At 74.5% G+C, this 19,064-nt stretch carries 16 protein-coding genes and 4 pseudogenes; 12 read left to right on the forward strand and 8 right to left on the reverse strand.

Annotated elements, in window-relative coordinates; genetic code table 11:
* The first annotated feature begins 7 nt into the window (after positions 1–7).
* Positions 8–856: an SGNH/GDSL hydrolase family protein gene (locus P3H78_RS13230; RefSeq protein WP_276109127.1), complete on the forward strand. Its 849-nt coding sequence runs from the start codon at positions 8–10 to the stop codon at positions 854–856.
* A gap of 210 nt (positions 857–1,066) precedes the next feature.
* Here P3H78_RS13230 and P3H78_RS13235 read toward each other — a convergent pair.
* The 4 genes and pseudogenes from P3H78_RS13235 to P3H78_RS13250 form a co-directional block, all read right to left on the reverse strand.
* Positions 1,067–1,422, reverse strand: a pseudogene (locus P3H78_RS13235) (gamma-glutamyltransferase); the annotation flags it as partial.
* A gap of 67 nt (positions 1,423–1,489) precedes the next feature.
* Entirely contained in the window at positions 1,490–1,921 is a 432-nt protein-coding gene (locus P3H78_RS13240; protein WP_276109128.1) for a hypothetical protein, read from the reverse strand.
* A 175-nt stretch (positions 1,922–2,096) separates the two neighbouring features.
* Positions 2,097–3,092, reverse strand: coding sequence for a hypothetical protein (locus P3H78_RS13245; RefSeq protein WP_276109129.1), 996 nt, complete (start codon positions 3,090–3,092; stop codon positions 2,097–2,099).
* Positions 3,093–3,423: 331 nt separating this feature from the next.
* Positions 3,424–3,837 carry a hypothetical protein gene (locus tag P3H78_RS13250; protein WP_276109130.1) on the reverse strand — a complete coding sequence of 138 codons (414 nt, stop codon included), beginning with the start codon at positions 3,835–3,837 and terminating at the stop codon, positions 3,424–3,426.
* A 348-nt stretch (positions 3,838–4,185) separates the two neighbouring features.
* Here P3H78_RS13250 and purB point away from each other — a divergent pair, with 348 nt between their 5' ends.
* Both purB and mug read left to right on the forward strand, forming a co-directional pair.
* A complete protein-coding gene (purB, locus tag P3H78_RS13255; RefSeq protein WP_276109131.1) occupies positions 4,186–5,628 on the forward strand; it encodes an adenylosuccinate lyase in 1,443 nt (480 codons plus the stop codon).
* Positions 5,625–6,176 carry a G/U mismatch-specific DNA glycosylase gene (mug, locus tag P3H78_RS13260; RefSeq protein ID WP_276109232.1) on the forward strand — a complete coding sequence of 184 codons (552 nt, stop codon included), beginning with the start codon at positions 5,625–5,627 and terminating at the stop codon, positions 6,174–6,176. Before purB ends, mug begins: the two co-directional genes overlap by 4 nt.
* Positions 6,177–6,348: 172 nt before the next feature.
* Here mug and P3H78_RS13265 read toward each other — a convergent pair whose 3' ends face one another.
* A complete protein-coding gene (locus P3H78_RS13265; protein WP_276109132.1) occupies positions 6,349–6,792 on the reverse strand; it encodes a hypothetical protein in 444 nt (147 codons plus the stop codon).
* Positions 6,793–6,885: 93 nt separating this feature from the next.
* Positions 6,886–7,440 (reverse strand): annotated as a pseudogene (locus P3H78_RS13270) (ABC transporter permease); the annotation flags it as partial.
* Between P3H78_RS13270 and P3H78_RS13275 the strand changes: the two are divergent.
* Together P3H78_RS13275 and P3H78_RS13280 are read left to right on the forward strand one after the other, a co-directional pair.
* Positions 7,420–8,082 (forward strand): response regulator transcription factor, encoded by a 663-nt coding sequence (locus P3H78_RS13275; RefSeq protein WP_276109233.1) that lies wholly within the window; start codon positions 7,420–7,422, stop codon positions 8,080–8,082. The pseudogene P3H78_RS13270 and the gene P3H78_RS13275 overlap by 21 nt on opposite strands.
* Before the next feature lie 110 nt (positions 8,083–8,192).
* Positions 8,193–9,350, forward strand: a complete 1,158-nt coding sequence (locus P3H78_RS13280) for an ROK family transcriptional regulator (protein WP_276109133.1) — start codon at positions 8,193–8,195, stop codon at positions 9,348–9,350.
* Positions 9,351–9,528: 178 nt separating this feature from the next.
* On the opposite strand, the gene P3H78_RS13285 is transcribed toward P3H78_RS13280, so the two are convergent.
* Positions 9,529–10,290 (reverse strand): GntR family transcriptional regulator, encoded by a 762-nt coding sequence (locus P3H78_RS13285; RefSeq protein ID WP_276109134.1) that lies wholly within the window; start codon positions 10,288–10,290, stop codon positions 9,529–9,531.
* A gap of 368 nt (positions 10,291–10,658) precedes the next feature.
* Here P3H78_RS13285 and P3H78_RS13290 point away from each other — a divergent pair, with 368 nt between their 5' ends.
* From P3H78_RS13290 to P3H78_RS13310, 5 genes and pseudogenes are all read left to right on the forward strand, one after another.
* Positions 10,659–11,489, forward strand: a complete 831-nt coding sequence (locus P3H78_RS13290) for an alpha/beta fold hydrolase (RefSeq protein ID WP_276109135.1) — start codon at positions 10,659–10,661, stop codon at positions 11,487–11,489.
* A gap of 412 nt (positions 11,490–11,901) precedes the next feature.
* Positions 11,902–12,671 (forward strand): annotated as a pseudogene (locus P3H78_RS13295) (alkaline phosphatase D family protein).
* Between the two features lie 116 nt (positions 12,672–12,787).
* Positions 12,788–13,379: pseudogene (locus P3H78_RS13300) on the forward strand (SWIM zinc finger family protein); the annotation flags it as partial.
* Positions 13,380–13,449: 70 nt separating this feature from the next.
* A complete protein-coding gene (locus P3H78_RS13305) occupies positions 13,450–13,683 on the forward strand; it encodes a hypothetical protein (RefSeq protein WP_438827959.1) in 234 nt (77 codons plus the stop codon).
* Positions 13,684–13,830: 147 nt separating this feature from the next.
* Complete coding sequence (locus tag P3H78_RS13310) at positions 13,831–15,282, forward strand: GNAT family N-acetyltransferase (protein ID WP_276109136.1); 1,452 nt, start codon at positions 13,831–13,833, stop codon at positions 15,280–15,282.
* 211 nt (positions 15,283–15,493) lie between these two features.
* Here the strand turns inward: P3H78_RS13310 and P3H78_RS13315 are convergent, their stop codons facing one another.
* Positions 15,494–16,702: a trans-sulfuration enzyme family protein gene (locus P3H78_RS13315; RefSeq protein WP_276109137.1), complete on the reverse strand. Its 1,209-nt coding sequence runs from the start codon at positions 16,700–16,702 to the stop codon at positions 15,494–15,496.
* 60 nt (positions 16,703–16,762) lie between these two features.
* On the opposite strand from P3H78_RS13315, the gene P3H78_RS13320 reads away from it, so the two are divergent.
* The gene (locus tag P3H78_RS13320) at positions 16,763–17,263 is read left to right on the forward strand and encodes an Lrp/AsnC family transcriptional regulator (RefSeq protein ID WP_276109138.1); all 501 of its coding nucleotides are present in this window, start codon (positions 16,763–16,765) and stop codon (positions 17,261–17,263) included.
* Positions 17,264–17,333: 70 nt separating this feature from the next.
* Positions 17,334–19,025 (forward strand): DUF885 domain-containing protein, encoded by a 1,692-nt coding sequence (locus tag P3H78_RS13325; protein WP_276109139.1) that lies wholly within the window; start codon positions 17,334–17,336, stop codon positions 19,023–19,025.
* Positions 19,026–19,064 lie beyond the last annotated feature (39 nt).

The raw sequence follows: 19,064 nt of genomic DNA on the forward strand, positions 1-19,064 counted from the left end.
TGACGCCATGCACACTTCTCCCACGCATCCCGCGCACACCAGCCTGGTCGCCGTCGGCGACTCCTTCACCGAAGGCATGTCGGACCTGCTCCCCGACGGTTCGTACCGCGGCTGGGCCGACCTTCTCGCGGCGCGGATGGCCGCCCGCACGCCCGGCTTCCGCTACGCCAACCTCGCGGTGCGCGGCAAGCTCATCGGGCAGATCGTCGACGAGCAGGTCGGCGTCGCGGCGGCCATGCGGGCCGACGTGGTGACGCTGGTCGGCGGGCTGAACGACACCCTGCGCCCCACGTGCGACATGGGCCGGGTCCGAGGCCTGCTGACGGAGGCGGTGGAGCGGCTCGCACCGTCGTGCGGGCAGCTGGTGCTGATGCGCAGCCCGGGCCGCCAGGGCCCCGTCCTGGAACGCTTCCGGCCGCGCATGGAGGAGCTGTTCGCCTGCATCGACGAGCTGGCCTCACGCCACGGCGCGCTGGTCGTCGACCTCTACGGAGCGCCCTCGCTGGCCGATCCGCGCCTGTGGGACGTGGACCGGCTGCACCTCACCCCCGAGGGGCACCGGCGGGTCGCGGAGGCGGTGTGGCAGGCCCTCGGCCACGACGCGGAGGACCCGGAGTGGCGGACGCCGATGGCGCCCACCGCGCCCCCCGGCTGGGCGAGCCGCCGCGCCGCCGACGCCCGCTTCGCCCGGCAGCACCTGCTGCCCTGGATAGGGCGGCGGCTGACGGGCCGCTCCTCCGGCGACGGCCGGACAGGCGCCCATTTCAGCGCTGAGCTGGGCAATGCCTTCTGGGTCACCCCTGCGGACCACACAACCCCCGGCCCTGTGACGGACTGGCGCCGGGTGGGGCCCTGACCCGGATCCCCGCCAGGCCGCCCTGCACCGATCAGGAGGTCATGTCATGTGGAGGGTTCGACGGGCTCGCGGTGCGGGGATCGCTGGGCGGCTGGTGCCGGATGGGCTGTGGGAGTTGTTCCCGCGGATGATGCCGGAGGCGCGGGCTCGCCCGCAGGGAGGCGGCCGCGATATCTGCCGCAACCGGCAGGACGTCGTCGACGGACTGACGCCGTGGTCGCGCAGGAGCAGCAGGCACGCGTCGAAGGCGCCGGGCACGGCGGCCTCGAGGGGCCGGCGCCGGGTACGAGGTCCAGGCCGAGCCCTCGCCGGTGCGCGACCGTGACGCCCGCCGGGGCGACACCCTGTCCGCGCAGCACGCGCACCTCGCCGTCGGCCGGTGCGAGCGGGATCGGCACTTCACCGGCGGGCCCCTTCAGGTGCGGCTCCACCACGTGCAGGACGGCCGCCGCGCCGAAGGCGTTGCCGCCGTCCTACAGCACCGCCATCGCCGACGGGGACGCCGGCCGGTGGGTGGAGGACAGCATGCCGAAGGCGCCCTGGAGAGTGGGTCGGGTGCTGAACATGCGGAGGGAGGTCTCCGCCGGCCTGGCCTTCACCTTCCTGCCGGGCCGGTCGCCGTCGGACACCGTCTCACCTGACGACCAGTGTCACCCGCCATGAGTTTCCGCCGGGGTACGTGCTGCTCAGTACGGAGGTGCCGGACGATCGCCCCACGAACAGGCCCGGTGTGACGCCCAGGGGCGGGCTCATCACTCCGTTGCTGACGGGCGCGAGAACCTTGGGGCTTGAGCTGCTGATGACCCGCCAGCGCCCGCCCTGTGCCGCTTGTTCGGGCGCGGCGAGGAACACGTCGACCCGCTGGCCGGGGTGGAGGCAGAAGGCACCGGAGTCGGCCTGGGTGAGGGATCCGGCGGAATGCGGCAGAACCGCGGCGGGCAGCCGATGACACCCGCCGGCGGCGCCGGCGGGCGGGGCGGCCGCCTGCGACGAGGGCGGCGCCGCCGAGGAGTGGTCCGGCGCAGGGGTGCCCGAGGAACATCCGGTGGCGAGGAGTGCAGTCACAGCCAGTACGGCACTGAGTCCGGCAACGCCAAGTCCTGTGTCAGCAGCTTCTGTTGGTGACAGCAGTATGCGGCGGACCGTCATGTGCTTTCCCTCCGAGGGGATGGGCGACGGCCCTGGGGTCGTCCGGCATCGCGCCGGACGACCCCAGGGCGTCAGGTCAGTGCTGTCGGGTTCAGTGCTGGTTGGTGGCGCTGGTGTAGGAGACGACGCAACCGCCGCTTCCGTTGTTGAAGTTGTTGCTCCACAGCGACTGGACGGCGTAGTTGGAGCCGTTCATGCCGATGATCGCCGAAGCGCCCTGCCCGGAGGAGATCCAGGCGCACTTGTCACCGTTCTCGTAGCCGGTCGAGTCCAGCCAACCGGTGCCCGCGGTCGGGTCGGTGAGCGTCTCGGCGTACTCGTGGCCGCCGACGATCGTCACACCCTCGGTGGCGCCGTTGACGCCACTGCTGCCCGGGTTCACGAAGTTGGCGCCACAGGAACTGCCCGCGTCGGAGACGTAGGGGAAGTTGGTGTACGGCAGCTTCGCGCCGGTGCTGGTCGTCGTCTCGTCGTGCCAGGCGCAGTACTGGGTCTTGAAGCCGCTGGGCACGACGCCGTGCGGCGCGTCCACGATGATCTGCACGTTGTCGCCGGAGGCGCCGAAGTGCGCGGCCGCCTTCACGGCTTCCGCCGCGATCTGCGACTGGGTCGGCTTGTTGGGCGCGGAGACGGAGCTGTCCAGCCAGGTGCCGCCCACCGGGCTGGACGCCGGGTGCCCGACGGGGGTGCCGGCGCCGTTGCACTGCGTGGTGCCGACGGCGACGCCCTGGCAGTACTGCGTGTTCGAGGTCGACCAGGTGTCACCGCTGCCGTAGGCGTGCTGGAAGAACGACAGCTGCAGAGCCGCCTCACCGGAGGGGTCGTTGGTGACGGTCGACCCGGTACCCCACTGGGAGCCCCAGTAGACGACGTAGACCTTCGGGGCGGTGACAACCGCGCCGCCGCCGTACGACAGAAGCGTGCCGGTGGCCGTCGTGGCGCCACGCGCGTCGCGTGCGGCGAACTGCTTCGCGTGACCGGAGGTCTCGGGCGCCTGGGCCATGGCAGTCGAGGAGGCCATGAGCGTGGCGGCGACGAGCGTCGCGGCGGTGGCGGCAACACGGGCGAGGGTTGTTCTGCGCAGCATCGTGAGCCCTTCGAGGTGAGGTAGTCGTCGACTGGCACGACTTCGGACCGCCGGTCCGCGACGCGGAATATGCGTGACGCGGTGACGATTTTCGAGAATGCGAAAAAGGGTGCTTCCGGCGGCAATTCCCGGTCTAGGTGGACCGGTCGTCGAAGAAAATATGACATTGACGAGGCACGGTCAAGACGTCAACCTTCGCAACTTCAACTAGGCGCCTACCAGCACGTTCGTGGGCGATGGCCGCCTCCGGGGCCACGCAAACAACTTAAAATGCCACCAAAAAGCCTCGCCGGACAATGAGGGTTTCCCTACGCCATAAACCCTCACCCCTCTATGGCGCATGCCGAAAAGGGTTCGACCTCCCCCAGCAATCAATACCGCAAACATCGGTCCGGTCAAATACACGGCATGGCTTTGTAAAGGCCGTCACGCCGGCAATCGCCGCGCGCACCGGCGCGACGGGCGCCCCGCTGACGGCGAGGCCAGGTTGCCGCGCCGCCGACGCCAGAGCCGGGTGCGTGGCATCGCCGTGGACGAGCGCCTGGGTGGGAAGAGGGCGCAGTGCGGGGCGGGTGACGTCCAGGAGCAGGTGTTCCAGGTGGGGGGCGGCCATCTCGTCCAGGACGGCGGCAACCAGCGGACCGGCCGCTTTGCGCATCCTGATGGGCTGCTCTCGGCGGTGGTCGTCCTCCCGCCAGGTCGTGATCTTGCGCCGATGGAGGTCCACGAGAAGCTTGACGGTCATCGAGGGTGGCGCTCCCTGGCGCTCGGATTGCGCCACCCCACTCGCCGCACGCGCCCTCTACCCTGCGTACAGGGAACCTGGGCAGGTGCCACACCGGCCGCTCCTCCGGCGACGGCCTCTGTCTCCCCCGAAGCGGCCCGACCCGCTCCCCTACGGCGACCCGGCGCGGTAGACGGACCGGGGAGACCCGGCACGGAGGGGGCCCGGGAGACCCGGCACCCGGGCCACGACCGGCCCGCCGGGGGTCCGCCGCACGGGCCGGACGACTCCCGCCGTCCGCCTCTCGTAGGTTCCCACGAACACCCCCGTGGCGCTGGCCTGCACGAATCGCCAGTAGAATCCGTACACGTGACTTCAGCGCCCGCCAAGCCCCGCATCCCGAACGTCCTCGCCGGACGCTACGCCTCCACCGAGCTCGCCACGCTCTGGTCCCCCGAGCAGAAGGTGAAGCTGGAGCGGCAGCTCTGGCTCGCCGTGCTGCGGGCCCAGAAGGACCTCGGGATCGAGGTGCCGGACGCAGCGATCGCCGACTACGAGCGCGTCCTCGACACCGTCGACCTCGCCTCGATCGCCGAGCGCGAGAAGGTCACCCGGCACGACGTGAAGGCCCGGATCGAGGAGTTCAACGACCTCGCCGGGCACGAGCACGTGCACAAGGGCATGACCTCCCGCGACCTGACGGAGAACGTGGAGCAGCTGCAGATCCGGCTCTCCCTGGAGCTGGTCCGCGACCGCACCGTGGCCGTCCTCGCCCGCCTGGGCCGACTGGCCGCCGAGTACGGCGAGCTGGTCATGGCCGGACGCTCCCACAACGTCGCGGCGCAGGCCACCACGCTCGGCAAGCGCTTCGCGACGGCGGCCGACGAGCTGCTCGTCGCCCACGGCCGCCTGGAGCAACTGCTCGGCCGCTACCCGCTGCGCGGCATCAAGGGCCCGGTCGGCACGGCCCAGGACATGCTGGACCTCCTCGGGGGCGACGCGGCGAAGCTGGCGGACCTCGAGGACAGGATCGCCGGGCACCTCGGCTTCGCGCAGGCCTTCACGTCCGTGGGCCAGGTCTACCCGCGCTCCCTGGACTACGAGGTGGTGACCGCGCTGGTGCAGCTGGCCGCGGCCCCCTCGTCGCTGGCGAAGACGATCCGGCTGATGGCCGGGCACGAGCTGGTCACCGAGGGCTTCAAGCCCGGCCAGGTCGGCTCCTCGGCGATGCCGCACAAGATGAACACCCGTTCCTGCGAGCGCGTCAACGGCCTGATGGTGATCCTGCGCGGCTACGCCTCGATGACGGGCGAGCTGGCGGGCGACCAGTGGAACGAGGGCGACGTGTCCTGCTCGGTGGTACGCCGGGTCGCGCTGCCGGACGCCTTCTTCGCGCTGGACGGCCTGCTGGAGACGTTCCTGACGGTGCTCGACGAGTTCGGCGCCTTCCCCGCCGTCGTCGCCCGCGAGCTCGACCGCTACCTGCCGTTCCTGGCCACCACGAAGGTGCTGATGGGCGCGGTGCGCGCGGGCGTCGGCCGTGAGGCCGCCCACGAGGCGATCAAGGAGAACGCGGTGGCGACGGCCCTCGCGATGCGCGAGCAGGGCGCCGAGCGCAACGACCTCCTGGACAAGCTCGCGGCCGACGAGCGCCTGCCGCTGGACCGTGGGCAGCTCACGGAACTCATGGCCGACAAGCTGTCCTTCACCGGCGCGGCGGCCGCCCAGGTCGGCATGGTCGTGGGCCGCGTCGACGAGATCGTGAAGCAGCACCCGGAGGCCGCGGGCTACGTCCCGGGGGCGATCCTCTGACCCGTTTCACCCGGGCGGAGCTGGAGGCCGCTCGCGACCGCCCGGTCCCGGACGTGGTCGCGGACGGCCTCCGCGTGTTGTTCTGCGGCATCAACCCCGGCCTGATGTCGGCGGCGACGGGCCATCACTTCGCCCGCCCCGGCAACCGGTTCTGGCCCGTGCTGCACCGCTCCGGCTTCACCCCGCGGCTGCTGCGGCCGGAGGAGCAGCAGGAGCTGACGGCATACGGGCTCGGCATCACCAACGTCGTGGCGCGGCCGACGGCCCGCGCCGACGAACTGGCACCGGAGGAGTACCGCGAGGGCGGACGCCTGCTGGAGGCCAGGGTGGCAGGGCTGGGGCCACGGTGGCTGGCGGTGGTCGGGGTCACGGCGTACCGGGTCGCCTTCGACGACCGTACGGCCCGGATCGGCCGCCAGGAGCGCACGATCGGAGGTGCCCGGGTGTGGGTGCTGCCCAACCCGAGCGGGCTGAACGCGCACTGGACCCTGGACACCATGGCCGAGGAGTTCGCCCGGCTGCGGACGGCCGCGGAGCACACGGCGTAACTCCTGCCGCACTGCCGCCGGGTGCGCCGGACCGCCGTGCACGCGGCGCGGACCCGCCGGCCGGAGGCGGGCGCCCCCCGGCGGGGCGGCCGCCCGCGCGGCCCGGCGCTTTTTCCGCGGGCCGGGACCGCGTGCCGCGGATGAGGGAGTGCGGCCCGTACGGGTGTCGTCGTCAGGGCGGGTCCACGTCCGTGACGACCGCGACGAGCGCCTGGGGCAGACCGCCGTCCTCGTGGGTCACACCGAGGGCTATCCAGCGCCCGGCGCGATCGGACCTCCACAGCTGCACGTCGGGGACGTGCCCGCCGAGCAGCCCCCACGGCTCCGCCAACGCCTCGCCCCGCACCGCCCGTTCGAACAGGCTGTACAGGCCGAACCGCTGCGGAGGCCCCCAGCGCGCGGTGAGCCGCTCCCCCAGGGCGTCACGGTCCGCCTCGTACTGCGTGCGCGCCTGTTCCCGGTCGGCGGCGTCGGCCTGCCGCAGGTCGCGGCCCACCCCCCACTCGGCCGTCCAGTAACCCGGTCCGGACCCGACGGCGCCCGCGGCCGTGCGCCGGGCGGGGAAGGCCCGCGCGCACAGCTCGTCGATCACGGCGAGGGCCTGCGCGATGTCCATGCCCCCAGTAAAGCGGCCGGCACTGACACATGGCGGCGCGTCAGGTGCCGCCCACAAGCCGCGAGGCCGGTCGCGGTCACGCCGTCACCGTCCTCACGCGTCCCGTCGGCGCAGTCGCGCCCCGCCCGCCAGGAGGGCCGCCGCGGCCCACAGGGCGGCGACCGCGAGTCCGGTCCACGGCCCCGGGCCGCCGTCGTGATGCAGGTGGAACACGGCCTGACCCGCCCGGTCGGGCAGCAGAGCGGCGGCGCCGCCGGACAGGTCGCCGACCACGAACGACACGATCAGCATCAGCGGGACGAGGATGCTCAGCGTCAGGACGCCACTGCGCAGGACGGCCGTCAGCCCGGCCGCGAGCAGCGCCATGACGGTCAGGTAGAGGCCGCAGCCGACGACGCCGCGCAGGCCGGCCGTCCAGCCCGGCCCGTGCGCCGTGCCGACCGCCCGGCCCACCGCCAGGCTCAGGGCGCCGGTGAGCAGGCCCGTCGCCAGCACGGGGAGCGCGACCGCCGCGGCCTTGGCGGCGAACCACCGCCCCCGGCGCGGCGCGGCCGCCGGCGACAGCCGCAGCGCGCCACCCTGGAACTCGGCGGCGACGGCCGTGGTGCCGAAGGCGATGGCCGCGATCTGGCCGAAGGTGACACCGAAGTCGACGACGAGCCCCTCGTCCGCGCGGGCCTGCGGGCCGTCCTGGAGGCGCAGCCCGACATCGAGGTCGTCGGGGAGGCCGCGGACGGCGCGGCCGTGATCCCGCTGGTGCGCCGGCTGCGGCCCGACGTGGTCGCGATGGACGTCCGGATGCCGCTGCTCGACGGCATCGAAGCCACCCGGGCGGTGCTGCGCACGGTCGAGGACCCGCCGAAGATCGTCGTCGTGACGACCTTCGAGAACGACGAGTACGTGTACGAGGCGCTGCGCGCCGGGGCCGACGGGTTCCTGCTGAAGCGGGCCCGGCCCGCGGAGATCGTGCACGCGGTGCGCCTGGTCGCCGAGGGCGAGTCGCTGCTGTTTCCGGCCTCGGTGCGGCAACTGGCCGCCCGGTACGGCGACGACGGCGGCAACCGGGCGGCGCGTGCCGTCCTCGAGCGGGCCCGGCTGACCGACCGCGAGGCGGAGGTGCTGCGGCTGATGGCCCGGGGCCTGTCCAACGCGGAGATCGCGACACGGCTGCACGTCGGCGGGGAGACGGTGAAGTCCCACGTGAGCGGCGTCCTGGCGAAGCTGGGAGCCCGGGACCGCACCCAGGCCGTGATCACCGCGTACGAGTCCGGCTTCGTGGCGCCCGGATAGACGGGCGCCCCCGCTCACCGCGGCCCGGAGGGCCCGTCCCCGGGCCTCGCCGACCCGGCCCGTGCCGAGTACGATCCGGCCACGATGCGCACGAGCTGGGAGGACGGACGGTGGGGCGGCTGACCGGCGGGGATCCCTCGCTGCTGCGAAGGATCAATTCCGCGGTGGTGCTGCACGCACTGCGCGCCACGGACTGCGCGACGCTCACGGAGATCACCCGGGTGACCGGGCTGTCGCGGCCCACGGTCGAGGGCGTCGTCGAGGATCTGATCGCGGCGGGCCTCGTCGTCGGGACGGCCGCGGAGGAGGGCGCCGCACGGCGGCAGGGCCGGCCGGCGCGGCGGTTCCGATTCCGTGCCGAGGCCGGGCATCTGCTCGGCCTGGAGATCGGCGCGCACCGGGTGGCCGCGCTGCTGGCCGACCTCGACGGGACGGTGATCGGGGCCCAGGCCCGGGAGGTGGGCGGGACGGCCGGGGCGGACGAGCGGCTGGAGCGGCTGCGCGGCGCCGTCGCGGAGCTGCTGCGCCGGGCAGGGGTCCCGCGCGGGTCGCTGCGGGCGGTGGGCGTCGCCACGCCCGGGATCGTCGAGGCGGACGGCACGGTACGCCTGGGCACGGCGCTGCCCGGGTGGACGGGGCTGCGCCTGGGCGAGCGGCTGAGTCGCTCCTTCCGGTGCCCGGTGCTGGTGGAGAACGACGCCAACGCCGCCGCCGTCGCCGAGCACTGGAAGGGCGCCGCCACCGAGTCCGACGATGTGGTCTTCGTGCTGGCGGGACTGAGCCCGGGGGCCGGTTCGCTGATCGGCGGGCGGCTGCACCGCGGGTACGGCGGTGCGGCCGGCGAGATCGGCGCGCTGCACCTGCTCGGCCGTGAGGCGACACCGGAGACGCTGCTGTCGACGACGGGCCGGCCGCTGCACCCCCTGGACGAGCAGGCGGTGGCCGAGGTGTTCGCGCTGGCCCGGGAGGGCGACGAGCGGGCCCGGGCGGCCGTGGACCGGTTCATCCGGCGGCTCGTCCACGACGTGGCCGCGCTGGCCCTGGCGCTGGATCCGGAACTCGTCGTGATCGGCGGCTGGGCGGCCGGTCTGGACGGCGTACTGGAGCCGCTGCGGAGCGAGTTGGAGCGGTACTGCCTGCGTGCGCCGAAGGTGACGCTGTCGCTGCTCGGCGAGGCGGCGGTGGCGACGGGTGCCCTGCGGCTGGCTCTCGACCACGTCGAGGAGCAGCTGTTCGCGGTCGACGGCACGGTGACGGCCCGCCGCTGAGCCCGAGGAGCACGGGCTGGGCGCGACCCGTACGTGCCGCGCGCCCGGCCCGGGCGCGCACCGGGGTGCGGGTCCGACCGGCACGGGTCGCACGTCGGAACCGCCGGCGGGGGCAGGGGGGAGCGGCGGAGCCCGGGCGGGCGGAAGCACGCCGATGGCCGTCGGCGCGCACCGGCGGCTACGACGCCCGCTGCTCCGGCTCCTCGTCGATCTCCACCCCGCCGAAGTCGCCGAAGGTCAGCCGGCAGGTGTCGGCGCGGTAGGTGGCGACGGACAGCGCCGCGGTGCGGCCGGCGGCGACGAAGCGGGTCGTCACGACGAGGACGGGCGCGCCGGGCAGCCGGTCGAGCTCCTTGGCGTCGTCGGCGCCGGCCGAGCCCAGCTCCACGGAGCGGTGCCCGCCCTCCAGATCCAGGCGCTGGAGCTCGCGCAGCACGGCACGCGCGCGTGCCGGGCCCGAGGGCGCGCCGACCGTCGTCAGGCCGGGCACCGACACGGCGGGGACGTGCAGCAGCTCGGCGGCGACCGTCTGGCCGTGGCTCACGCGGGAGCGGCGCACGGTGTGCACGGGCTCGTCCCGGCCGGTCTCCAGCGTGGCCGCGACGACCGCGGGCGGCACCGCGAGCACGCAGTCGGCGGGCTGCCAGGCGTCGTCGTGCGCACCGGGCCAGGCCTGCTGCTCGGTGCCGACGGCCACCCCGACGCGCGGTGGGGCGACGGTCGTGCCGACCCCGCGCCGACGCTGGAGCCGGCCTTCCAGCTCCAGCTGCTCCAGGGCCTGGCGGAGGGTGGCGCGGGCGACACCGAACCGGGCGGCGAGTTCACGCTCGTTGGGCAGGATCTCCCCGACCGAGAACTCGGAGTCCAGTGCCTCGCTGAGCACGGTCCTGAGGTGCCAGTACTTCGGTTCCGGCACCGGTTCCAGCTGCGTGGTCCCCACCCTGTCCTCCGCAATCGCCCTGGCCCGGCGGCGTTTCAGCGCCCTTGTTTATTAAAGGTTGTTGTACTTGTCTGCGACCATAGGGCGGCCCCCACCCTTGGTCAAGACCAATCCTGGACCCGGCGCCCCGGTCCGGAACGCCGTGCGGCCCAGCGTTCATGAGGCGTTCGCACAGGGCCACCCCCGTGGCCGTGCGGAGCCTTCTCCATGGCCGCGTGGGGCCGTCTCCGTGACCGCACGGCGATGCGCGCGTGGCGTACGAGGGGCTTCCCGCGCGGTGCTCCGCGGCCTCGGGGCCTACCCGCCGGTAGTAATTGCTGACAAGCTGTCTCAACACTGCCCGGCAATCCCCGCGACGAGGAGTTCCCATGGCCGCAACCGTCTCGTTCCCGGTCCCCACCGCCCACGGCCCGCGGACCGTGACGCTCTCCTACGCGCGCGTGGGCCACGGCGAGCCACTGCTCCTGTTGCACGGCATCGGGCACCACCGGCAGGCATGGGACCCGGTGATCGACCTCCTCGGGGCCGAACGCGACGTGATCGCCGTGGACCTGCCGGGCTTCGGCGCCTCCCCCGCACTGCCCGACGGCATGCGCCACGACCTGCCGACGGTCAACACCGTGCTGGGCGCGCTGTGCGAGGCCCTGGGGATCGGCCGCCCCCATGTGGCGGGCAACTCCCTCGGCGGTCTGCTGGCCCTGGAGCTGGGCCGGGAGAAGCTCGTACGGTCCGTCACGGCCCTGTCCCCCGCCGGGTTCTGGACCGAGGCCGAGCGGCGCTACGCGTTCGCCGTCCTGCAGGCGATGCGGGGCATCGCGCGGCGCCTACCGCTGCCGATGGTCGAACGGCTGTCGCGGACGGCCGCCGGACGCACGGCGCTGACCAGCACCATCTACGCCCGCCCCGGCCGCCGTTCGCCCGAGGCCGTGGTCGCCGAGACGCTCGCACTGGTGGGGGCCGCCGCGTTCGAGGACACGCTGCGGGCCGGTATCTCGGTCCAGTTCACCGACGACGTCATCGGCCTTCCGGTGACGGTCGCCTGGGGCACGGGCGACCGGCTGCTGCTGCGCCGGCAGGGCGTCCGGGCCAAGCAGATCATTCCGCGCGCCCGGCTGGTCCGGCTGCCCGGCTGCGGGCACGTCCCGATGAGCGACGACCCGGCGCTCGTCGCGCGCGTGATCCTCGACGGCAGCCGCTGACCCGGCCGGGCGGCCACCCAGGCGCGGCGGCCACCGAGGCGCACCGTCTCCCACCCCGGCCCACGGCAGCCGCCGACCCGGTGCCCGGCAGCCCTCCCTCCCTCCGGCCCGGCGTTCCCGCCCGGGACGCCGCCCCCCGCACGGGGCGGATCCGGCAGCCACCGCGCGGGCGGTCCCGGAGGAGGCCGGATCCACGGTCCCGCCCTGTGCCGCGGCCGGCCCCACAGGGCCACGGGACCGGCCTCCCGCACGGCCTCTCCCGGCCCGGCCGGCCCGGCCGCGGCACAGGGCCGCACGGCGGAATTCCGCGCCGTACCAAGGACGTTGTTCACCCGGGGTTCGTGCGTCCGCCGCGCCGCACGCGTAGGTGCGGGGTCCGTACCCGGCCGGACCCCGACCCCGGAGGCGGCCGATGTCCCCTCCGTCCCTGCCCGGCCGCCGCCGTGTCCTGCGCGGCTCACCGACCGCGTCGGCGGCCCTGACCCTGCCCGGGGCGCTCGGCGCGGCACCGGCGCTCGCCCTGTCCGGCCGGCCCCGGGCCGGCTGGGGCGTGCAGGCGGGCGAGTGACCACCGGCTCGGGCCTGGTGTGGGTCCGCGCGGACCGCCCCGCCCGGATGATCGTGGACACCTCGGCCACCGAGTCGTCCCGCACCACCCGGCGCCGGATCGGCCCGCTGCTCGGCCCGGACACCGACTTCACCGGGACCACCCGGCCGCACGGGCTGCCCCGAGGCGAGCGGATCCACTACCGCGTCCTCCTCGCCGACCCCGACGACCCGCGCCGCAGCGGCGAGCCGGTGACATCGCCGAACTGCTGCGGTTCGTCAAGCACCGCCGGATCACCGGCACGGTGTGGCTGACGGCTGACGTCCAACACATCGGCCCAGCACTACCACCCGTCCCGGGCCGCCTTCCAGGACTTCGAACCGTTCTGGGAGTTCGTGTCCGGCCCGCTCGACGCGGGTGCCTTCCCGGCGAGCGCCCTGTACGGCACGTTCGGCCCGGACCGGGTCTTCGTCAAGGCGCCGTCCGCCGCCAACGTCTCACCGGCCGAGGGCTACCGGTTCTTCGGCGAGGTCGACACCGACGGCGACAGCGGTGAGCTGACGGTCCGGCCGCGCGAGCAGGACGGCACGGTGCTGTTCACCCAGGTGCTCCGGCCGGGCCGGGTCGGCCAGTAACTCCCGTACGCTCTACCTGCCGCGCACCGGCGTCATCCCCCGGTGCGCGGCACCGCGCCGGCCTCCGCGCGCGCCCACCCCCCAACACGGCCCGCTTCGGGCTGTTTTCGCGGAGCGGCCCCCGGTGGGTGGTGCCGGCGGGGCGCACGCTGCGTCCCACGACCCGGCCGGTGCCCGGCGCGGTGTGCCTGCCCGGCCCGGAGCGGCCGGCCGCGCTCCAGCGGGTGCTGCGGCACGCGACGGCGCTGCGGGTGTACGGGCCGGCGGTGGCCGGGTCCGCCGCGACGGCGAGCTCCTGAGAGGGCGGTCCTGCCGGGCATGCGGCTGACGCTGTCGCCGGACGCCTCGCGCGGATTCTCCGGCGAGGGCGGGGTGCTGGACGCGCCGGCCACGGACGAGGCGGCGCAGGACGCGGAGCTGGTCGCGGTGCTGCCGGCGTGGGAGCCGCGGATCGAGGAGGCCGACCTCGCGGCGGCCTCCGGCCTGGCGCCGGAGCGGGTGCGGGCCGCCCTGATCCGCCTCGGCACGTCCGGCCGCGTCGGCTACGACACCGCCGGGGCGGCCTGCTTCCACCGGGAGCTGCCCTACGACGCCGGGCGCGCCGAGCGGCACAACCGGCGGCTGCGGGACGCCCGTGCCCTGGTCGCTGCGGGGGCGGTGATCCTGGAGGGCGCCCTCGGCACGGTGACGGCGGAGGACGGGCACGTGCAAGCCGCTGCGGCTCGCGGAGTCGTGGCGCACCGCCGCCGCCACGGGGGCCCACGCCACCGTCCGGAGCGTGCTGCGCCACGCGCTGCCCGTGCTGCTCGCGGACCTCGCGACCGACGGCCCGGCCGGTCCGGTGCGCGGCCCGGGCGACCTGCTGGCGGTGGCCGCCGAGTGCGCCGAGCAGTCGGGAGCGCGGGGCGAACTGCCGCACCTGGCGCGGACGGCGGACCGGCCGGGCTCCTCCCGGCCGGCCTCGCAGGCCGGGCGGCTGCGCAGCGCGCTGGCTGCGGGGGTGGCCGCGTGACGCGCGTGCGGGGCCGGACGGCGTCCGCCGCCCCTCCGCCCGGCTCCGCCGATCGCCGCAAAAGCCGCAAGAGGCCCAGACGCACGTTTTACCCATCAGTCACACATCGTTCGTGATCACGCAACACCATTCCTTCACAGTGGATGCATGAAGCGAGAAATCTCCGATGTGACGCGGTCGAGGCACGGCCGTCCGGTGCACCACTGGCGCCGGGACGTGATCGAACTCGCCGCGCTCTTCACCGCCGTCGCGGTCGCGGACGCGGTGGCGAACCTGGTCGGACACGGGCCGGACGGCCCGGCGCTGCTGGTGATCTCGGCGCTGGCGCTGGTCGCGACGGCGGCGTTCCACACCTGGTGGTCACGCCGCCACGGACACGCACCTCCGACGCACGATACCGGCGCCCGGCCGGCCGTCGCGTCGCGGCAGCCTGCCGGGCTCCCTTCCGCCTCCGCGGAGCTTCCCGAAGGGGACGCGCCGTCCAGTGCGCTGTGGCGGATGCGGACGACGGTGAAGGACGAGCCCGGTTCGCTGGCGGCGCTGTGCGCGGCGCTCGCCGGGCACCGGGTGGACATCCTGAGTCTTCAGACGCACCCGCTGGGCGACGGCACGGTGGACGAGTTCCTGCTGCGCGCCCCCGGCACGGTCGAGGGCGGGGACCTCACCCGGGCCGTGGCGGCGGCGGGCGGTTCCGCCACGTGGACCGAGCGGGCCGACGCGCACGACCTGGTGGACGCCCCCACCCGGGTCCTCGGACTCGCCACGCGGACCGCCCTGGACCCGGCCGAACTCCCGCTGGCGCTTCGTCACTTGCTGGGCCGGTGCACGATCCGTTCGCTGCCCGGCAGGCTTTCGGGGGGTGCCCGGGACGCCGACCAGGTGCCGCCCGGGGGGATCCTGGAGGACACCGTGATGCGGCTGCGGGCGCCCGAAGGCGGTGTGATCACCGTGGAGCGGCCGTACCTGCCCTTCACGCCGACCGAGTTCGCGCGGGCGAGGGCGCTGGTGGAGCTGGACAGCAGGCTCGGGCCGCGCATCCCCGGCGGCCAGGACGTGCTGACGCTGCCGGAGGGCGAGGCGATCACCGTGCGCCGGGTCGACACGGGCGATCTCGCGGCGGCCCGCGCGATGCACGAGCGCTGCTCGGACCGGACACTGGCCCAGCGGTACCACGGGCCGGCCGGGGACACCGACCGCTATCTCAACCACCTGCTCAGCCCGCGGTTCGGGCGGACGCTCGCGGTGCAGACCGCCTCGGGCCGCGTCGTGGGCCTCGGCCACCTGCTGTGGGACGGCGACGAGACGGAGGTCGCCCTGCTCGTGGAGGACGCCTGGCAGCGGCGCGGCATCGGCTCCGAACTGCTGGGCCGCCTGGTGGCCCTGGCCGTCGAGGCGGGGTGCGAGAGCGTCTACGCCGTGACGCAGGCGTCGAACACCGGGATGGTCGCCTCGATGCGCGGCCTGGGCCTTCCCCTCGACTACCAGGTCGAGGAAGGCACCCTGGTCGTCACCGCCCGCCTGGACGCGACCCCGGTCGCCTCGCGCGTGCCCTACGCCGGGCCTCGGGCGGAGTTCGAGGACCGCGGCGTACGCGGCTGATCCGAGCGGGCCGGCCACGGCCGGTCCGCGGCACGCCGGCGGCGGGCGGCGGATCGGCGACCGGAAGGCGGAGAACGGCGGGTCCGTCAACGGGACGCAGGGAACGGGGAACGGCCCGGCGGGATCCCCGCCGGGTCGTTCCCCGTGGCACAGCGCGGCGACCGCCGCCCCGGGCCGCCTGGACAAGGCGGCCCGGGGCGGCCGGGCGGACTCAGCTCAGCGCCTCGTGCAGTCCCACGGGCACCTGCGGGGCGGGGAGCGGCTGCCCGAGGGCCTGGTCCAGGTCGGCCCACAGGTCCTCGACGTCCTCCAGCCCGACCGACATCCGCAGCAGCCGGTCGCTGACCCCGGCGCCCCGCCGGTCGTCCGCGTCCACGATGCGGTGACTGATGGAGGCCGGGTGCTGGATGAGCGTGTCGACGCTGCCCAGGCTGACCGCGGGTGTCACCAGCCGGACCCCGGCGATGACCTCGTGCGGGTCGCCGTGGACCTCGAAGGCGACCATGGCGCCGCCGATGCGCGGGTAGTGGACGCGGGCGACGCGCGGGTCGGCGGCGAGCCGCACGGCCAGGTCGGCGGCCGTGGCGGAGGCGGCCCGGACCCGCACCGGCAGGGTGGACAGCCCGCGCAGCAGCAGGTAGCCGGCGAGCGGATGCAGCACCCCGCCCGTGGCGAACCGCACCTGCCGCAGCCGCCCGGCGAACTCCTCGTCGCAGGCCACCACGCCCGCCATCACGTCGCCGTGGCCGCCCAGGTACTTGGTGGCACTGTGCAGGACGAGGCGGGCGCCGTGCTCAGCCGGACGCTGGAGCACCGGGGTGGCGAAGGTGTTGTCGGCGAGCAGGGGGACCGTGCCGCAGGCGTGGGCGACGGCGCGCAGGTCCACCTCGGCCAGCGTCGGGTTGGCCGGGGACTCCACCATGACCAGCCCGGTGTCCGGCCGCAGCGCGTCCGCGATCCCCGCCGGGTCGGTCCAGGTGACCTCGCTGCCGAGCAGGCCCGCGGTGAGCAGGTGGTCGCTGCACCCGTACAGAGGGCGCACCGCCACCACGTGCCGCAGCCCCATGGCGGACCGGGCGAGGAGTACGGCGCTCAGGGCGGCCATGCCGCTGGCGAAGGCCACCGCGGCCTCGGTGCCCTCCAGGGTGGCGAGCGCGGTCTCGAAGCGGGCGACGGTCGGGTTGCCGAGCCGCCCGTAGACCGGCGGCCCCTGCGGCTCGGCGCCGTCGGCGGCGAACGCATCGATGCGGGCGGCCTCGGCGCGGCTGTCGTAGGAGGGGTAGGTGGTGGACAGATCGATCGGCGCGGCGTGCAGGCCCTGGCGGGCGAGGTCGTCGCGCCCGGCGTGCACGGCTTCGGTGGCCAGTGCCCGGGGGGCGGTGCGGTGCGGGTCGTACGCGTGCGTGCTCGCAGAGTCCATGGGCGGAAGGGTGAACACCGCCCGGGGTGTCGCAGCCGGAGACCGTGCTACGTTCGGCCAATGGCTGAATCTGTCGTACTGGATCCGGTGGATCTGCATCTGCTGCGGCTGCTGCAGAACGACGCACGGGCGACCTACCGCGATCTCGCCGCCCAGATCGGGGTGGCGCCGTCCACCTGTCTGGACCGGGTGACGCGGCTGCGCCGCTCGGGCGTGATCCTCGGCCACCAGTTGCGGCTGGATCCGGCGAAGCTGGGCCGGGGCCTGCAGGCCCTGCTGTCCGTGCAGGTCAGGCCGCACCGGCGGGAGCTGGTCGGGCCGTTCGTGGAGCGGATCAGGGCGCTGCCGGAGTCCCTGACCGTCTTCCATCTGACCGGTCCGGACGACTACCTCGTCCATGTGGCGGTCGCGGACATGGCGGATCTGCAGCGGCTGGTGCTGGACGAGTTCACCTCGCGGCGCGAGGTGGCGCGGGTGGAGACCCGGCTGATCTTCCAGCAGTGGGACTGCGGACCCCTGCTGCCGCACGGCCCGCACACGGCCACGCCCTCGGCGAAATAGGGCCGCCGACAGGTCCGGACCGGGAAAACCCTACTGACGCGAACCCGGTCCCCGTACGAGGATGGGCCGCATGTCTGACACCAAGAGTCTGCTGCCCCGTCAGGTCGCCGACGCCTACGTCGACGCTCTCGTCGCCCTCGACCCCGTCACCGGCACGTTCCTCGGCGTGCGGGAGAGCCACAGCCGGCTGCCCGACCTCTCCCCCAGGGGCCAGGAGGCGCTGGCCGAGCTGGCCCGCACGACCCTCGCCCGCCTCGACGAGGCCGAGCGGCGGCCCGGCGCGGACCGCGACGTCGAGCGCCGGTGCGCCCGGCTGCTGCGCGAGCGGCTGACCGCGGAGCTCGCGGTCCACGAGGCCGAGGAGGGCCTGCGCTCGGTGGGCAACATGGGCACCCCGGCGCACCACGTGCGCGAGGTGTTCACGGTGACGCCGACCGGGACCGACGAGGACTGGGCGGCGGTCCTCGAGCGGCTGCGCGCCGTGCCGGGCGCCCTGGCGGGCTACCGCGAGTCCCTCGCCCTCGGCCTGGAGCGCAAGCTGCACGCCGGGCCCCGACCGACGGCCACCTTCGTCACGCAGCTCACCGAGTGGTCGGACACCGACGGCAAGGGCCTCGGCTGGTTCGAGGACTTCGCCTCCGCGGGACCGGCGTCGCTGCGCACGGAGCTGGACGAGGCGGCGCGGGCCGCCACGGCGGCCGTCGTGGAGCTGCGGGACTGGATGCGCGACGTGTACGCGCCGGCCGTCGAGGCCGCGCCGAACACCGTGGGCCGCGACCGGTACGCGCGCCTGTCGCGCTACTTCAACGGCACCGACCTGGACCTGGACGAGGCGTACGCCTACGGCTGGTCGGAGTTCCACCGCATCCTCGGCGAGATGCGGCAGGAGGCGGAGAAGATCCTGCCCGGCGCCGCCACACCATGGGTGGCCCTCGCGCACCTCGACGAGCACGGCACGCACATCGAGGGGGTCGACGAGGTCCGCCAGTGGCTGCAGGACCTCATGGACCGGGCCATCGCCGACCTGGACGGCACGCACTTCGAACTCGCCGAGCGGGTGCGGAAGGTGGAGTCGCGCATCGCGCCGCCCGGCAGCGCCGCCGCGCCGTACTACACCCAGCCGTCGGAGGACTTCTCGCGCCCCGGCCGCACCTGGCTGCCGACCATGGGCCAGACCCGCTTCCCGGTCTACGACCTGGTCTCGACCTGGTACCACGAGGGCGTGCCGGGCCACCACCTCCAGCTCGCGCAGTGGGCGCACGTGGCACAGGACCTCTCCCGCTACCAGGCCACCGTCGGCATGGTGAGCGCCAACGCGGAGGGCTGGGCGCTCTACGCGGAGCGCCTGATGGACGAACTCGGCTTCCTCACCGACCCGGAGCACCGCCTCGGCTACCTGGACGCCCAGATGATGCGGGCCGCCCGGGTCATCGTCGACATCGGCATGCACCTGGAGCTGGAGATCCCGGCCGACTCCCCCTTCCACCCGGGCGAGCGCTGGACGCCCGAGCTGGCCCAGGAGTTCTTCGGCGCGCACAGCAGCCGTCCGGCGGACTTCGTGGAGAGCGAGCTGACCCGCTACCTCACCATCCCGGGCCAGGCCATCGGCTACAAGCTCGGCGAGCGCGCCTGGCTGCTGGGCCGCGAGCGGGCCCGCCGGAACCGCGGCGCCTCCTTCGACCTCAAGACCTGGCACATGGCAGCCCTGTCCCAGGGCTCCCTCGGCCTGGACGACCTGGTCGACGAGCTGGCAGCACTCTGAGGGAGCCAGGGCGGCCGGCCCTGCCGGCCGCCCCGTGCC

The sequence above is a fragment of the Streptomyces tropicalis genome (assembly GCF_029269835.1).
In the GTDB taxonomy this organism is placed as follows: Bacteria; Actinomycetota; Actinomycetes; order Streptomycetales; family Streptomycetaceae; genus Streptomyces; species Streptomyces tropicalis.

Bases quoted from the DNA above. Each gene is read 5' to 3' on its own strand.
- P3H78_RS13230 (WP_276109127.1), top strand. From the start codon at position 8: ATGCACACTTCTCCCACGCATCCCGCGCACACCAGCCTGGTCGCCGTC.
- P3H78_RS13245 (WP_276109129.1), bottom strand. From the start codon at position 3,092: ATGCTGCGCAGAACAACCCTCGCCCGTGTTGCCGCCACCGCCGCGACG.
- P3H78_RS13250 (WP_276109130.1), bottom strand. From the start codon at position 3,837: ATGACCGTCAAGCTTCTCGTGGACCTCCATCGGCGCAAGATCACGACC.
- P3H78_RS13265 (WP_276109132.1), bottom strand. From the start codon at position 6,792: ATGGACATCGCGCAGGCCCTCGCCGTGATCGACGAGCTGTGCGCGCGG.
- P3H78_RS13290 (WP_276109135.1), top strand. From the start codon at position 10,659: ATGGCCGCAACCGTCTCGTTCCCGGTCCCCACCGCCCACGGCCCGCGG.
- P3H78_RS13310 (WP_276109136.1), top strand. From the start codon at position 13,831: ATGAAGCGAGAAATCTCCGATGTGACGCGGTCGAGGCACGGCCGTCCG.
- P3H78_RS13315 (WP_276109137.1), bottom strand. From the start codon at position 16,702: ATGGACTCTGCGAGCACGCACGCGTACGACCCGCACCGCACCGCCCCC.
- P3H78_RS13320 (WP_276109138.1), top strand. From the start codon at position 16,763: ATGGCTGAATCTGTCGTACTGGATCCGGTGGATCTGCATCTGCTGCGG.
- P3H78_RS13325 (WP_276109139.1), top strand. From the start codon at position 17,334: ATGTCTGACACCAAGAGTCTGCTGCCCCGTCAGGTCGCCGACGCCTAC.